The sequence below is a fragment of the Aliidongia sp. genome (assembly GCF_035943795.1).
Classification (GTDB): domain Bacteria; phylum Pseudomonadota; class Alphaproteobacteria; order ATCC43930; family CGMCC-115725; genus Aliidongia.
Genome location: NZ_DASZBY010000120.1, coordinates 16,240 through 31,887, shown reverse-complemented (window position 1 = coordinate 31,887; position 15,648 = coordinate 16,240). Strand labels below are relative to the sequence as shown.

Annotated in this window: 12 protein-coding genes and 1 tRNA gene; 4 read left to right on the top strand and 9 right to left on the bottom strand. The window is 65.1% G+C overall.

Annotated features, from left to right (window positions below; genetic code table 11):
* Positions 1–187: 187 nt before the first annotated feature.
* Positions 188–784 (top strand): hypothetical protein, encoded by a 597-nt coding sequence (locus VGV37_RS23765; RefSeq protein WP_326882267.1) that lies wholly within the window; start codon positions 188–190, stop codon positions 782–784.
* A 31-nt stretch (positions 785–815) separates the two neighbouring features.
* Positions 816–1,244, top strand: a complete 429-nt coding sequence (locus VGV37_RS23760; RefSeq protein WP_326882266.1) for a hypothetical protein — start codon at positions 816–818, stop codon at positions 1,242–1,244.
* Position 1,245: 1 nt separating this feature from the next.
* Here VGV37_RS23760 and VGV37_RS23755 read toward each other — a convergent pair whose 3' ends face one another.
* The 6 genes from VGV37_RS23755 to apaG all read right to left on the bottom strand — a co-directional run bounded on the left by VGV37_RS23755 (position 1,246) and on the right by apaG (position 6,592).
* On the bottom strand, positions 1,246–2,181 hold the full coding sequence (locus VGV37_RS23755; RefSeq protein WP_326882265.1) for an SMP-30/gluconolactonase/LRE family protein: 936 nt from the start codon (positions 2,179–2,181) through the stop codon (positions 1,246–1,248).
* A gap of 190 nt (positions 2,182–2,371) precedes the next feature.
* Positions 2,372–3,052 (bottom strand): MarC family protein, encoded by a 681-nt coding sequence (locus tag VGV37_RS23750; protein ID WP_326882264.1) that lies wholly within the window; start codon positions 3,050–3,052, stop codon positions 2,372–2,374.
* Positions 3,053–3,148: 96 nt separating this feature from the next.
* Entirely contained in the window at positions 3,149–4,246 is a 1,098-nt protein-coding gene (ada, locus tag VGV37_RS23745) for a bifunctional DNA-binding transcriptional regulator/O6-methylguanine-DNA methyltransferase Ada (protein WP_326882263.1), read from the bottom strand.
* Between the two features lie 108 nt (positions 4,247–4,354).
* Positions 4,355–5,518: an acetylornithine deacetylase gene (argE, locus tag VGV37_RS23740; RefSeq protein WP_326882261.1), complete on the bottom strand. Its 1,164-nt coding sequence runs from the start codon at positions 5,516–5,518 to the stop codon at positions 4,355–4,357.
* Positions 5,518–6,123: a GTP cyclohydrolase I FolE gene (gene folE / locus VGV37_RS23735; protein WP_326882260.1), complete on the bottom strand. Its 606-nt coding sequence runs from the start codon at positions 6,121–6,123 to the stop codon at positions 5,518–5,520. The genes argE and folE overlap by 1 nt, the downstream gene beginning before the upstream one ends.
* A gap of 76 nt (positions 6,124–6,199) precedes the next feature.
* Positions 6,200–6,592 (bottom strand): Co2+/Mg2+ efflux protein ApaG, encoded by a 393-nt coding sequence (gene apaG, locus VGV37_RS23730; protein ID WP_326882259.1) that lies wholly within the window; start codon positions 6,590–6,592, stop codon positions 6,200–6,202.
* Between the two features lie 259 nt (positions 6,593–6,851).
* On the opposite strand from apaG, the gene VGV37_RS23725 reads away from it, so the two are divergent.
* Positions 6,852–6,925, top strand: a tRNA-Gly gene (locus VGV37_RS23725).
* Positions 6,926–7,028: 103 nt separating this feature from the next.
* Here VGV37_RS23725 and VGV37_RS23720 read toward each other — a convergent pair.
* A complete protein-coding gene (locus VGV37_RS23720) occupies positions 7,029–8,891 on the bottom strand; it encodes an ATP-binding protein (protein WP_326882258.1) in 1,863 nt (620 codons plus the stop codon).
* Between the two features lie 644 nt (positions 8,892–9,535).
* Between VGV37_RS23720 and VGV37_RS23715 the strand changes: the two genes are divergently transcribed.
* Positions 9,536–11,866, top strand: coding sequence for a response regulator (locus tag VGV37_RS23715; protein ID WP_326882257.1), 2,331 nt, complete (start codon positions 9,536–9,538; stop codon positions 11,864–11,866).
* A 341-nt stretch (positions 11,867–12,207) separates the two neighbouring features.
* Here the strand turns inward: VGV37_RS23715 and VGV37_RS23710 are convergent, their stop codons facing one another.
* Both VGV37_RS23710 and VGV37_RS23705 read right to left on the bottom strand, forming a co-directional pair.
* Positions 12,208–13,677, bottom strand: coding sequence for a hypothetical protein (locus VGV37_RS23710; RefSeq protein ID WP_326882256.1), 1,470 nt, complete (start codon positions 13,675–13,677; stop codon positions 12,208–12,210).
* A 372-nt stretch (positions 13,678–14,049) separates the two neighbouring features.
* Positions 14,050–15,642 carry a long-chain-fatty-acid--CoA ligase gene (locus VGV37_RS23705; protein WP_326882255.1) on the bottom strand — a complete coding sequence of 531 codons (1,593 nt, stop codon included), beginning with the start codon at positions 15,640–15,642 and terminating at the stop codon, positions 14,050–14,052.
* Positions 15,643–15,648: the final 6 nt, after the last annotated feature.

The following is a 15,648-nucleotide window of genomic DNA, read 5'->3' as shown; positions in this document are numbered from 1 at the left end:
CGGGCGAGGGGATGGTAGCGGCGCTCATGTTCCCGCTTGATGTCTCGATCCGGCCGAACTGTAACGCTAGATTTCTATCCGCGCGGCGCTTCGTCGCGGTCGACGGCTTGAACCGCCCGCGCCGGCATGCCAGTGTCCGGGCTAGCGCTTTTCCGCTGTCTCCGATCGCAGGCTTGTCCGTCGCATCATGTCCCATCGTCTTCGTCAGCTCCTCGCCGTCGCCCTGGTGGCGACCGCGGCCTCCTGCGCCAGCGCGCCGCCGCCGCCGCCGAAATTCGCCGACATCCATTTCCTGGCGCTGCCGCCGTTCCGCCTCAACGTCAGCCAGGTTCAGGTCGACAGCCAGTTCCGGCCGACGTTCCAGGAGCCGGACGTCGAGCACGAATTCCCGGTGCCGCCGCAGCGCGCGCTGGAGAACTGGGCGCACGACCGATTGCTGGCGGTCGGTCCCACAACCGGCTTCGTCGCGCGCTTCACCATCCTGGACGCGAGCGTGCGCGAGTCCGACCTGAAGAAAAAGGAAGGCCTGAAGGCCGTCTTCACCACCCAGCAGAACGAGCGCTACGACGGCCATGTCGCGGTGCTAGTTCAGCTCATCGACCCGCAGGGCATCGCCGAGCGGACTGCGACCGCGGAGGCCTCGATCAGCCGTAGCGTGCCGGAGGGCATCACGCTCAACGAGCGCGACAAGGTCTGGTACGAGCTGACGCGTGATCTGATGGCCGATCTCGACCGGCAGCTCCAGCGGCAGATCGAGCTGTCGTTCCCGCCGTTCCTGCTCTGACGCGATGACGGTCCGGTCGCTGGCCAGGCGCATGATTCTCCCGGCTGTGCTGGGCCTGGGTGCTTGCACGGCCCCGCCTGTGCCGGCCGACCTGGCGCCGCGCTTCGGCGAGGTCAAGGCGCATTTCGTGACCGGCCGGGACATCGACGTGATTGAGGTGCGCGCGCTGGAAACCTCCGCCATCCGGGCCGCGACCCTGGTCATGCCGGACGGCTCGCGTGTAGCGGCCGAACAGATCGACGCCGAGGGTTCGCCTCGCCTGCCCGGCGCGCCGACCAGCGGCATCGGCCTCAGCACGACCAACACCACCCTGGTCGGGCAGATTGCGTCCGCCGCGCTGATCCGCCTGCCGGAGCCGCCGGCCTATCGCCGGGGATGGCAGGGTGGTGTGATCGAAGTGACGCTCGGTGACGGTGCCGGCTGGATCGTCGAACGCGTGGCCGCACCGCCGCCGCCGTAACTCACCAGCAGGCGGCACCCCGGGTATTGACGTAGAGGGCGTAGACCGACTGGCTCGCCGCCATGAACAGGCGGTTGCGCTTGCGCCCGCCGAAACACAGATTGGCACAGCGCTCGGGCAAGGCGATGCGCCCGATCGGTTCGCCCGTCGGCGCAAACACCATGACGCCGTCGAGCGCCGGGTCGCCCATGCCCCAGCCGCACCAGAGATTGCCGTCCTCGTCGACGCGGAAGCCGTCCGGCGTGCCCGGGCCGGCATCGATCAGGATGCGCCGGTTCGCGAGCCGGGCGCCGTCGACCACGTCATAGGCCAGGATATGGCGCGGCGTGGTACGGCACTCGACGACATAGAGGATTTTTTCGTCCGGTGAGAAGGCGAGGCCGTTGGGTCCCTCGATCTCGCCGCCGACCACGGTCGTCTCGCCGGTGCGCGGATCGAAGCGATAGAGGTTCTGCGGCAATTCCTGGGGCGACTTGTGGCCCTCGTAGTCGCCGAGGATGCCGAAGGGCGGATCGGAGAACCAGATCGTGTCGTCCGACTTCACCACCACGTCGTTGGGCGAATTCAGCGGCTTGCCGTCGAACCGATCGATCAGCACCGTGATCGTCCCGTCATATTCGGTCCGGGTCACGCGCCGGCCGCCATGCTCGCAGCTGATCAGGCGGCCTTGCCGGTCGCGGGTATGGCCGTTGGCGAAGTTCGAGGATTTGCGGAAGACACTGGTGGCGCCGGTTTCCTCGTCCCAGCGCAGGATCCGGTCGTTCGGAATGTCGCTCCACAGCAGATAGCGTCCGTCGCCGAACCAGACCGGTCCCTCTGCCCAGCGACAGCCGGTCGACAGCCGCTCGACCGCAGCCAGGGTGATGCGATATTTGGCGAAGCTCGGGTGCAGGATCTGAACGGCGGGATCGGGATAGGCGGTGGCGGGTTGCCACATGCGGGCCTCCAAAGCAGGGACGGGAAGCAGTCAGGCCGATCCGCGTATCATGGCGGCGGCAGGCGGGGTTTCCGTGTCGATTTCATGGATCACGGCCGAGGTCGTGCACCCGATCGGTCGTCAAGCAGCAGCAGCAACAGTGTCCTCGGCCAGCGTCATTTTCTCAGGGCCTCCCGCGCGGGTTTCGATCCTAGTGCTGATCGAGGCGACCCAGGAACAGCGGTCGAAGCGCGTCCTCGGCGCCGTTCAGCAGGATCTGCGCCCCGATGCACAGCAGGATGAACGCCGACAGTCGCGTGAAGATACGTGTACCGGTCTGGCCCAGGAACTTGGACAGGCGGTCGGCATAGCGATAGATGCCCCAGATCACCAGGCCCATCAGCACCGCCGCACCGGAATTGCCCAGGAAGAACGGGATCAGTTCATGCACGCCGGACGGCCGGTTCGAGCCCAGGGTGATGGCGACCGAGATCGTGCCGGGACCGGTCGTGAACGGCATGGTCAGCGGGAAGAAGGCGGCATCTTCGGGATTGGCCGCGTGCACGGCCTGCTCCTGCTTGCGCGCTTCCTGCCGCTCTGGCGCGAACAGCAGGCCCCAGGCGCTGGCGACCACGACCAGCCCGCCGGCGAGCCGCAGCGCGCTCAAGGTGATGCCGAAGAAATTCATCACCGCCGTGCCGAGCCAGAGCGCGGCCAGCATGATGAAGGTGGCGTAGAGTGCTACCTTGCCGGCCAGCAGGCGACGTTCGACCGGTGTATTGTCGGCGGTCAGCTGGCTGAAGATCAGGGCGCAGGCGATCGGGTTGACGATCGAGAACAGGGCTGGAAAAGCCAGCAACAGGCTGTTGGTCGCACTGGTCCAGCTGTTCATCGCTTGTCGCTTACCTTTTCTTTGGAACGGCCTCGTCCAAGCGTTAACCGCTTCCGCAGACGAGGCCAAGTCCAAAGCGCGCCAGTCGACGCCTTACTACCCCGCCTTCTTTTCCCCTGCGAGCAGCGCCCGTTTGCGCTCCAGGCCCCAGCGGTAGCCGGCAAGCCGGCCGTCGGACCCAACGACCCGGTGGCAGGGGATGGCGAGCGCGATCTCGTTGGTGGCGCAGGCGCGGGCAACGGCGCGGGCGGCCGTCGGCTGGCCCAAGGTGGCGGCGACCTCGCCGTAGCTCGCGGTCCGGCCGGGTGGGATCTCCTGAAGGGCACGCCAGACCCGGCGCTGGAACGCCGTGCCTTGGACGTCGAGCGGCAGGCTGAGCCCACGGGACGGGGTCTCGATATAGGCGGTGACGGCGGCGACGTGACGATCCAGTGCCGCATCGGCCCGGCTGCGCTGCGCCGACGGGAAGCGCTGGGCCAGCTCGCCCTCCAGCACCGCTTCGTTCTCGCCGAACTCGATCATGCAGACCCCGTCGCCGGTCGCCGCGATCAGCAGCGGGCCGAGGGCGGTCGCAGTTACGGTCCAATCGATCTGTTTGCCCTTGGCTCCGCGCTGGAATGCAGCCGGCGTCATGCCGAGCGTCGCGTGGGTCGTCTCGTAGAGCCGGCTCGACGAGCCGAACCCGGCGCCATAGATCGCCTGGGACACCGGCGTACCGTCGTCGAGTTCCTGCTTCAGCCGTTCGAGCCGGCGGGCGGCCGCATAGTCCTTGGGCGTCAGGCCCAGCACCGCCTTGAACACCCGATGGAAATGGAACGGGCTCATGCCGACCGCCTCGGCGAGGACGTTCAGGGTCGGCGGCGTCTCGGCCTCGTCGATCATGCGGCAGGCGCGCTGGACCGCGTCGGCCTGGGTCTGCTCGATCGACTTGCCGGTCGGACGGCAGCGCTTGCAGGCGCGGAAGCCCGCGGCCTCGGCTGCCGCGATCGTGTCGTAGAAGCGCACGTTCTCGCGCCGGGGCTGGCGCGCGGCGCAGTTCGGCCGGCAATAGACGCCGGTCGTGGCGACGGCGAAATAGAACTGTCCGTCGGCCGCGCGGTTGCGGTCGCATACGGCTTGCCAGCGCGCTTCGTCGGACGCGAACGGCTTGGCTTCGATGGCGGGCGCGGTCTTCTCCTGGGTCATGGCCTGCATGTTCCGTCTCCTGATGCAAGGGACGGGGCGAGGGGCCTCACGTCCTTCTGGTCATCCGGAGCATCGCCTATCCGAGGCAGGCCCGACATCCGGGCCTTGCTCTCGAATTCACTGTCGGGCGACCCAGTCCCCCAAGCGATCCAGGAAGGCGCCGCCCTGGGCATATTGGTCGAGCGAGATGAATTCGTCGGGCTTGTGGGCCTGCTCGATCGAGCCCGGGCCGCACACGACGGCGCTCATGCCGGCTTCCTGGAACAGGCCGGCCTCGGTGCCGAACGAGACGACGCTGGTGCCGTTGGCGCCGGTCAGCTCGCGCACCAGCGCCTCGGCGGCGCCGTCCGGTTCGGGCACCAGGCCGGGCAGGTCGATCTCGACGTCGGTGACGACGGTGGCGCCGGGATGGATCGCCCGCATCCGCGGCAGCAGATCGTCGGTGACGAAACGGTCGAGCCGCTCGTGGATGTCGTGGTCGTGGTCGCCGGGCATCAGCCGGTACTGCCAGACGATGCGGCAATCGCGCGCGACGATGTTGTGGGCAGCACCACCCTCGATCACGCCGACGTTGAAGGTGGTGTAGGGCGGCTCGAACGGGCTGTTTTCGATCGGGTTGGTCCGCCGCTCCTCGGCGAGCTTGCCGATCAGCTGCAGGATCTCGGCGCCGGCCATGATCGCGTTCACGCCCTTGTCCGGCGCGCTCGAATGGCCTTCGAGCCCGGTGATGCGGGTCGTCAGGATCGTCGCCCCCTTGTGCGCGGTGGCGACGGTCATCAGCGTCGGCTCGCCGATGATGGCGAGGCGCGGGCGGCGCTCGCCGGTCGGCAGGTCGGCCAGCAGGTGCCGCACGCCGTGGCAGCCGATCTCCTCGTCGAACGAAAAGGCGTAATGGACCGGCATGCGCCGGGCCTGCTGCTTGAATCGCGTCACCCGGGCAAGTGCCAGGGCGATGAAGCCCTTCATGTCGGCGGTGCCGCGGCCGAACAGCTTGCCGTCGCGCTCTTCCATGCGGAACGGGTCGCTCGACCAGGCCTGGCCCTCGACCGGCACCACGTCGGTATGGCCCGACAGCACGATGCCGCCGGGGATCTCCGGACCGATCGTCGCGAACAGGTTGGCCTTCTGCCGCCCCTCGTCATAGGTCAGGTGCGCCTTGATGCCGTGGCCGTCGAGATAGTCGGCCGCCCAGTCGATCAAGGCCAGGTTTGACTTGACCGAGGTCGTGTCGAAGCCGATCAGCCGGTCGAGCAGGGCGCGGTCGTCGAGGGCCGCGGCCATCAGACGTTGGCCGAATGGTTGGGCGTGTTGAGCATGGCCAGGAATTCCCGCCGCGTGGTCGCGTCGTCGCGGAACGCGCCCAGCATGCGGCTGGTCATCATCGACACGCCCGGTTTGTGGACGCCGCGCGTGGTCATGCACTGGTGCGCCGCATCGATGACGACGGCGACGCCGCGCGGCTGCAGCACCTCGTTCAAGGTATTGGCGATCTGGGCCGTCATCTTTTCCTGGATGGTCAAGCGCTTGGCGTAGATCTCGACCAGGCGGGCCAGCTTGGAGATGCCGACGACCCGGCGGTCCGGCAGATAGGCGATGTGCGCCCGGCCGATGATCGGTGCCAGATGGTGCTCGCAATGGCTTTCGAAGCGGATGTCCTTCAGGAAGACGATCTCGTCATAGCCTTCGACCTCGGAGAAGGTCCGTTCCAGGATCGCATGCGGGTCCTGGTCATACCCGGCGAACCATTCCTCGAACGCGCGCACGACCCGGTCGGGCGTGCCTGTCAGGCCTTCGCGCGCCGGGTCGTCGCCCGCCCAGCGCAGCAACGTCCTCACGGCGGCTTCGGCCTCGGCCCGGTCGGGCTTCTCGATCGGATGATCCGACATATTGGTTCCTTCGAAGGCTAACGCTCCGCTGATACCGGAGCCCCCATGGCATATCTAGGGCAATGGGGATGAGGCGCTAGTGCCGTTGGGTTGGCTGATGGGGCGAGTCGAGGGAGAAAGCGGGGATGCGCACGTCGAACGCCTCGCCTTCCGACGTCTCCATCTGATAGGTGCCGTCCATGATGCCGGACGAGGTCGAGAGCGGCGTGCCGCTCTGGTATTCGAACGATTGGCCGGGCGCCAGCACCGGTTGTTCGCCGATCACGCCGGCGCCCTTCACCTCCTGGCGACGACCGACCCCGTCGGTGATGCGCCAATGGCGGCTGCGTAGCTGCACGGTCTCCTGGCCCAGATTCTCGATGAGCACCCGATAGGCCCAGACGAAATGATTCTCGTCGGGTGAGGACTGGTCTTCGAGGTAGCTCGGGCGCACGGTAACGCGGATGTCGCGGGTCGTCTCAGAATACATGGGCGTTCACTTCTTCGCCGGGCGGGCGTCCGGTCCGGGCATTCTTTCGAGAGAGGGTGGGGGCGGAGCCGGACGGATGCAAGCCCGGTCGTGCCGAATGGCTCCTCTGTCTTGCGCCGCTCCCCCCGCCGCGGACAACCCCCGGCCAAGCCGATGCCGACCGCCGTCCAACCCTCTTGCCAGGCCCAAGGCCGCTCCCTATAGTCCGCCGCCGTGCCCCGAGACGCATCGGTGGTACGCTCGGCCCCCGGGGTCCGACGCGGGTGTAGCTCAATGGTAGAGCAGAAGCTTCCCAAGCTTACGACGAGGGTTCGATTCCCTTCACCCGCTCCAATAAACGACTTAGACGAAACCATCCCTGCTGTCAGTTCCCGTCGGGCAACTCCTTCCAATACGACGCCGGCGGGCGCAGCTTGGCATTATCGCCTGAGCCGTCTCACGCGCGGGCCGACGGAAGGGATACGGTCACGGTCGTGCCGCTGCCTTTCCGGCTGCGCACGACCAGCGAGCCGCCATGGAGTTCGGCCAGGCCGTTTGCGATCGGCAGTCCCAGGCCCGAGCCCTCGTGCTTTCGGGCGACGGTGCTGTCGATCTGTCCGAAGATCTCGAGCGCGATCTTGAGTTCGTCCTCGGTCATGCCGCTCCCGCTATCCTCGACGACGATCTCGACGAAACCGCCGCTCGCACGACGCGCCGACAGCGCGATCCGACCCTGCGCCGGCGTGAACTTGGTGGCGTTCGACAGAAGGTTCAGCAGGATTTGCCTCAAGCGAACCCGGTCGGCCGGAATTTCCAACCCCGGCGGGTCGCAGTCGATCGACAGGGCCAGTTCTCCCTTCTCGATCATCGGCGCGATCAATTCCCGGCATGAACCGAAGATGTCGGCCAGCTTCACCGGTTCGAGCGCCAGATCGACCCGGCCGGCCTCGATCTTCGACAGGTCGAGCACGTCGTTGATGACCGAGAGCAGGTGCCGGCCGGCGTCGTTGATATGACCGGCATAACTGACCCAGGCGGGTCCGGGCGCACCCGCATAACCGTCGTGCAGCATCTCGGAAAATCCCAGGATCGCGTTGAGCGGCGTGCGCAGCTCATGGCTCATGTTGGCGAGGAACGCCGACTTGGCCAGGTTTGCCCGCTCCGCCTCGGCGTGGGCGCTGGTAAGCGCCAAGGCCTGCTTCATCAATCGGCCATTTAACAGATCGAGTTCATTGGCGATGTGCCGTTGCGCTTCGGCCTCCGCCCGTGCCCGTTCGAGACCGATCCGCGCCGCCATGTGCAGCGCATATTGTCTGGCCGCCGAGGCATCGAGGCGGGCGCGCAGCCGATGGTGCTCCTCGATGCTGGTTAGCGCTCCCTGCGCGTCGCCCAGCGCGCGCTGCACATGCGACAGGACGAGGAGCACCGCCGCCCGGTCGACGACCTCTTCGTTCCGGTCATGGGCGGCAAGGGCAGCGCGAGCATGAACCAACGCCTCGGCGGGGCGGCCCAGAGCCAGCAGGGCTTCCGCCAGGCCTCGTTGAACGGTGCCTTCTTGCCACTGATCTTCGCCGGCCTCTTCCATCAATGTCTGGAAGCACCGGAGCGCGTCCTCCGCCCTGCCTTCCAGCAGCAGATTGCGACTGAGCGCCTCCACATAGTCCCGTTGCGCGCTCGGCGTCACTTTCGACGATTTGGCGTTTTGCGCCTTGTCGGCAGCGATGATCCTGGCCGCCCGCGTCTCCAGGAGGCTCCGGGCTCGCGACAGTTCCTCGGCAGGATTTTCCCCGACGGCAATCCGGTCGCGTGCCGCCTGTTGCAGGAGGGCGACCAGGTTGCCGATGGTGAAGATGATGTCTTCCGGCACATCGAGAAGGGTCTCGGGATAGGTGTCGGCGACCTCCAACGCCCGCTGGAGCGCCTCCGCGGCACCGACCATCTCGCGCATGCTCGTCAACGCGAAGCCCATGTTGTTGAGGCTGCGGACGAGCGCGCTGGCAGCAGGAATGGAACGGGGAACGTCGCCATCCGTCAATTCGCCGTCGAGGCCCCGCTGCGCAATCTCGATCGATCGCTCCAGCAGCGGCAGCGCCGCCGCTATGTTGCCGAATTTCACCTGGGCGTTCCCGGCGACGCGCCACGCCTCGGCATGCGGACCGGCCAATTGCGCGGCGACATCGCCATCCAGGCCCGCGAAAACCGCAAGCGCCTCTTCGATCGTGGCTATGCCGGTGTCGTGGCGCCCTTCGACCAGTTCGACCCGCGCTGAAAGCGAGAGCGCCCGGGCGAGCAACGCGGTCGCGCCCAACCGCCGCGCCATCGCGAGGGCCGATGCGACGGGTCCCAATCCATCGGGAATCAGACAGACGAACCACCTCTCGAGTCGCGAAATTTCTTCGGACAGGTTCTGTCGTTCGAGATCGACCGCCCGACGCTCAGAGGGCGTCGCCAGTTGCTTGCACACGCGAATGTTTCCGGGTTATCGCCCATCCATGATCCAGGAAGCTTGCGCGCATGATTTTAACAACAGATCAATGTTCGACCGCATAGCGCGCAGGGTCGATCCCTCCAGTCGCCGCCGATCGGGGCAGGCCCCGCTGGCCGCCACACGGTCCTGGGTGGACAGCGGCCGCACCAGCAGGTCGCGTAGCGACGACGCCCGCGCTGCCCAGCACTCGTGTCAGCGGTTCAAGTCCCTCTCGAATAGACGTTCGGGGGGGCTTTTTGCCGTTTCGCTTCCGGGCATTGGTGGGGCAATGGCAGACGTCGGACTCACGCCCGGAAGCAGCCCAAGTGCATGGAAACGACCAATGCTAGGCGGTCGCCGACGAAGCGAGCGGGGCCGCCGTAAGCCGTCAACAGACGCTGTGACAAGGCCGTCGGTCGGACGAAATGCAGGGGCTCAACCTTAATCCGTACTTCATTCTATTCAGCCACTATTTCCGCGGTCACTGGAGGAAACCGATGGACGACAACAGCCAGCCGGATGTCGAGCGGGCTACGATCCGGCAAGACCCCTCGCTATCGTTCTCCGGGCTCCGCCTGCCCAGCCGTTCGCTGCCGCCGGGTATTCAGAGGCATTTGATCGACAGCCTCTTCCAGCAAATGGCCCCTCTCGCGGTCGGGATGTGTGGCCTTGTGGGTATTGCCGGGATGTCCTGGTACCGATCCCATGCCGGGTGGCTGCTGTGGTGTATCGGTCTGTCGGTCTGTGTCTCGGCTTGGCGCCTGCTGCTGGTCCATCGCTATCGTCGCCATCGGCTTCGAGACGCTCCGGACGTCTGGGTCCGGCGACATGCCATTGGTGCCCTCGCAATGGGTATGTGCTGGGGCTATTTGGGTCTTGTTGTGTATTTAGTGCCAGATCCAGTCGTGCATTTCATCGTCGTTACCACGTGGTCGGGGTTCGTCTCGGGCTTGGCCGCCCGCAACAACACGGTTCCGCGAACCACGCTTTGCCAGATCTACCTCGGAAGCTTCCCTCTGCTGATCGCGGCAGCCGCGACCGGCGACACAGCCTACATAATCTTCGCCGGATTGATCTTCCTGCACGGCATCGCCATGACATCCGTGGTGCTTCATGGCTACAACCAAATGGTCGACCAGCTTCTGTCGAACCACAAGGTCAGATCCTTGTTGGCCGAGGTCGAACGGCAGAAGACCGTCGAGGAGCAGGCGCGCGAAGCCGCTGAAGCCGGGAACCGCGCCAAGTCGGAATTCCTCGCCAACATGTCCCACGAAATCCGGACGCCGATGAACGGCATCATCGGCATGAATGGTCTGTTGTTGCGCACATCTCTTGCTCCGGAACAGCGGAGATTTGCCGAAGCCGTTCGCCTCTCCGCCGATTCCCTGCTCGCGATCATCAACGACATCCTCGACATCTCGAAGCTGGAAGCCGGCAAGTGCGAACTTGAGGAAATCGACTTCAGTCTCGAGACGATGATCGAGGACGCGGTCGAACTCATGGCGCCGAAAGCTCAAGAGAAGGAACTGGAACTGGCGGTGTTGCTTGACGAATCCACGCGGAACCCGTTGCGCGGGGACCCGGCCCGTCTCCGCCAGATCGTCCTCAATCTCGTTTCCAACGCCATCAAATTCACCGACCGCGGCTTCGTCGCCGTCGAAGCGCAAACCGTTCCCGACGGTCCGGGCCGGACCAGCATTCGCCTTGAGGTCCATGACACCGGGATCGGTCTGAACGATGTTGCCAAGGCAAGACTCTTCCAGAAGTTCGAACAGGCCGATAGTTCGATCGCCCGGCGCTTCGGTGGGACCGGGCTTGGGCTGGCGATCTGCAGGCAGTTGGTCGAACACATGGGGGGCCAGATCGGCGTCGACGACCGGCCCGGCGGCGGGAGCATTTTTTGGATCGAGTTGTCGTTGCCGACGGCGACTGGGCGCGCAGCGCAGGCATCGCCTACATCGGAGCCGCTCGCCGGTATACGGGTTCTGATCGTCGGCGACATCGCGATGAACCGGACCAGCGTCAGCCGACAGCTCGGCTCACAAGGAATGATCGTCGAGGAGGCCCCAAACGCGATCGCGGCACTCCAGGCCCCCCTCGCGGCCCGACGCGCCCGCACTCCCTTCGATATCGTGGTGGCCGACCATACGATGCCGATCCTTTCAGGTGAGGATCTGGCCGAGAAGATCCGCGTCGGCAAGGACTGGCCGCAGCCCAAGCTTGTCCTCCTCTCGTCGGCGAGCGTGCCGCAAGGCAGCGCCGCGGCCACACTCGGCTTCGATGCTGTCCTCACCAAGCCTATCCGTCGAAAGGCCCTGTCCGATTGCCTCCTGCGCCTGGTCGGCGGCGAGTTCGATGGAGAAATCGTTCCCGATCCCGCGATCAGCGCCGTGGTGCCAAGTAGGGGCATCGGCCGAATCCTTGTCGTCGATGACAATCTGATCAACCAGCAGATCGCGTTCGCCCTGTTGTCCAGTGCCGGTCATGAGGTTGAACTGGCATCGGACGGGCGGCAGGCGATCGATGCCTGGCGGCACGGCAACCACGACGTGATCCTTATGGACGTGCAGATGCCGGTCGTCGACGGACTCCAGGCAGCCCGCGAAATCCGGGCGCACGAAAGGGCGGGGCGGCACGTGCCAATCATCGCGATGACGGCGAACGCGATGCGCGGCGACCGGGAAACCTATCTGGCCGCCGGCATGGATGACTATGTGTCAAAGCCGTTCGAGACCGCCCAGTTTCTTGGTACGGTCGCGTATTGGCTTGGCGCGATCGCTGACGTCCATCCAGACAAGGGGCTCGCAAAAGATAAAATGCCGGTTTGATCGGAACTGTCGCGAGATTGGGGGCGGCTCGCCAAATGAAGCGCCCGATGCCATCTGATTGATACGGTTGCTCGCCTGCCGGCGTAAATTATCTGACTGAGAGCGGATTGGAATGAGACTGTATTATTTGGGTCTGGATCTCGTCCGATCCCGGCGGGCCGACCATTCCGGGCAACCCTCTTGGGGGCGCTAAATCTGTCCCATGCCGTCCGACCCGTTCGGGTGCACGCTGATGAGGCTGGCACCGGGGCTGAGCGGCTTCGCGATGATCCGCTTTCAAGTATGGAATCGGCACCAACGCGCCTTCAACTGCGCACGAGTCCGTTCGCGGCGCTCTGCGACTATTCAACGAGGTCATAGCCCAGCAGCGCCTCCATCCGGCCTTTGCCGTCACAATCTGCCTGATTGGCGGCGAAATGCGAATGGTCGGCATCGGAGTAGCATTGATAGAGCGGCTGGGTACCCGGCTTTTGCGCGGTGAAGATCCACCCTGCAGTGCGGAGACGTTGATAGGCGTGCGCTTCGCAAAAGCCCCTCTTGGCCAGCAGATGATCCGGATGCCCGGGACGTTCGCTGACGCAGTCCTCCAACTCGACCGACCGTTCGCCTGAAGGAGCCGCCGTCATCAGATACCCGGACGCGGCTTCAAGCTTGTAGGTGACATCGTTTCCCGGCACGGCCGCCGTCGTTGACCAGCGATCGTGCAGGGCTGCGTCGTTCCAACGGGCGAGTAGCACGCCGACCTGCGGGGAAACGGGCGCCTTGGAGACGGACACCGCAACATCCCGAAAGACGAGATATTTTTGACCGCCGCCTTCATTGGGCTGGATGTAGGCATAGACCAGCATCCATGAATTGGAGAGTTGATTGGCCCCTGTCCCGGCGTCGAGGATGACCGGATAGAAAATGAGTTCCGATGGCGCCGGTCGTCGCCACTCTCCGGGATCTACCGCAAGCAGCGGTTCGGTCAAAGGCGCAAGCGTTGTGTGATCGCTGCTCAGGAACACGCCCAAGCCGCCACGCACCCAGCCCGTCAGCACCACTTGGCCTGAGGTCAGCCAGCGGGCCGAACTGACACCTGATCCCGCCATGAGGCGCGTTGCGTCTCCACCCAATCCTGGCTGGGCCCATTTGCCCTGGAAGAACTTCCACCAGTTTCCTGGACCCGGGTCGGAAACGGGCGCGCGTGCGACGATCAGTGCCCCGTCTCTCGGGCGGAAACAGTAGGCGTAATAATAGCTGTCCGCCCCGTTGACGGCGGTACAATCGCCTTCGCCGGTGTTTCTGTTGGCGGCGGGAGCATCGGTGCCGGTGATGATTTGTCCAAGACTATTCCATGTCAGGCCATAATCGGCCGAGGTGGCAACGGACATGGATTTATGGGTTTGGCCAACCTGGTATTTGCACGCGGTTTCATCGTGGATGAAGCCGAGAACGGAGGCGCCGGTAAGCTCGGCGTGGTTCAGCCATTGTCCACATGAATCGGATGTTCCAGGCTGGCCCGGACGAAGCACGGTGCGCTCCGGACCGCCCATATCCGACGGGCGCCGTCCATCGATCGCACGGGTATCGCCGTGGGCGTCAAAGCCGCGAAAGCCGCCGCCGGGGACCTGGATTTCGGTAAAGCGATTGTCGGCCATGTCGGCCGCCGGCCCTCGAACCACATGCGGAAGTCCGACCCGAATCCTGAGGCATGTATCACAAGGTCGGTCGATCGTGGTCTCGGCGATAGCGTTCGGGAGTTGAAAGCTCACGGCAAGGGCGAGCAGAAGCAGCTCAATCAGGAAGTGGTGACCAAACAGGCGTGCCATTGTGGGCCTTTCCCAGCGAAGCCGAGGCTCAGTTCACGAGGAGAGAATTGTATCCACGGATGGGCAGGGGGTCGAACTCGTTCGATTCCCTTCACCCGCTCCAACTAAATCAATGATTTGGACGAAGCTAAAGTAACAGGGCACGACCCCGGGCGTGATTGTTGGTGGGGCAAACTGACTTGGCCGTGTTGGCGCTTCCCGCGGCGGTCTCTATCGGATTCGTTATCTGGACGCCGCCGCCCATCGCTCTTGATGATCTTCCCGCTACCGAGCGGAAGTCTTTGCTTCTTCGGCTGCTGGGCGAGACGTCGGCACTTCTGATCGGGCCGCTTTCATCCTGACGGAACGCCGCGTTCGATCCTCCGGCCACCTTTATTTGTCAGTCCGATAGAAATCGACCAGGTCCTTGCGCAATTTCGCTTTCTGGATCTTGCCCGTCGCGGTCTTTGGCAGGGCCTCGGTGAAGATGACCCGCTTCGGGCATTTGAACGGGCTCAGATGGTCGCGCACCTTGGTCAGCAGCGTCTTCTCGTCGAGCGCCTCACCTGTCTTCACCACGACGACGGCGGTGACCGCCTCGTCCCAGCGATCGTGCGGCAGCCCCACCACGGCCACTTCCTGTACGGCGGGGTCGGCGGCATAGAGCGCTTTTTCCACCTCGATCGAAGCGACGTTCTCGCCGCCGCTCTTGATGACGTCCTTGAACCGATCCTCGAACCACAGGATGCCATCCGCATCGAAATAGCCGGAATCGCCCGAATGGAACCAGCCGCCGGCGAAGGCGGCGTCGGTCGCTTCGGGATTGTGCAGATAGCCCGTCAGCACCTGCGGGCTGCGATAGACGATCTCGCCCGATTGCCCCTCGGCGAGGAAGCCGCCGGCCGGGTCCATGATCGCGATCTGGACGTTGACCGACGGTGTGCCGACCGCGCCCGGGTGGCTCAATTGGTGCTCCGGCCGGAAATAGGCGGAGAGCGGATTCATTTCGGTCTGGCCGAACATCAGGGCGAAGTCGCAGCCCAGCTTGTCGATCGCGTTGCGCAGTTCGTGGGTCGGCATCGGCGCCATGGCGTAGATGGCGAGGCGCAGGCTCGCGACGTCGCGGCTCTCCCGGGCCAATTGTTCGAGCAGCGCGCGATACATCATCGGCAGCGCGAATAGCAGGGTCAGGCGTTCGGCTTCGATCAGATGCGCGACCCGGGCGGCGTCGAACCCGCGCTGGATGAAAATGGTGGCGCCGACGGCGATCGCCGGGGTCGCGATCACGTTCAGCTGTGCGGTATGGAACAGCGGCAGAATCGCCGTCACCCGGTCGTCCGCCGTCATGCGCGTGTCGAGTGCCACGCCAAGCGATTCCAGGTAGATCGCCAGATGGCTGCTGACCACGCCCTTGGGCGCCGAGGTCGTGCCGCTGGTGTAGAGGTAGGAGATCGGATCGCGATCCTCGACCAGGGCCTCGGGTTCCGCGGCGGGCATGCCGTCCTGCAGGTCGTCGAACCCCAGCGACTGGCGCCCGGCGACGGCCGCTTCCGGACGATCGCCGATGACGACGACGTGATCGACGGTCGAACATTCGGCGAGTGCGGGCTGCAATTGATCGAGCAGGCCGGCCTCGACCACCATGCCCTTGATCGCGGCATGACCCAGCACATAAGCCAGTTCGGTATGGCGCCAGAACAGGTTGATCGGCACGCAGATCAGGCCCAGCTTGGCGCAGGCGAAATAGGTCGCCAGGAATTCGGCATTGTTGGTCGACATCAGGCCCAGCGCATCGCCGCGCTGGTAGCCGAGCGCCGCCAGCCCGTGCGCGGTGCGGTTCACCCAGTCGTTGAGCGCGCGATATCCCAGCCGCCGGTCGCCGTCGACGATGGCGATTTGCTTCGGTGACCGGGCGGCGCTGCGCACCAGCAGGTCGCCGACGTTGACGCGCGAGATCAGGTTCCGTTGCAGGTTCTGCTCAGCCATTTCCGC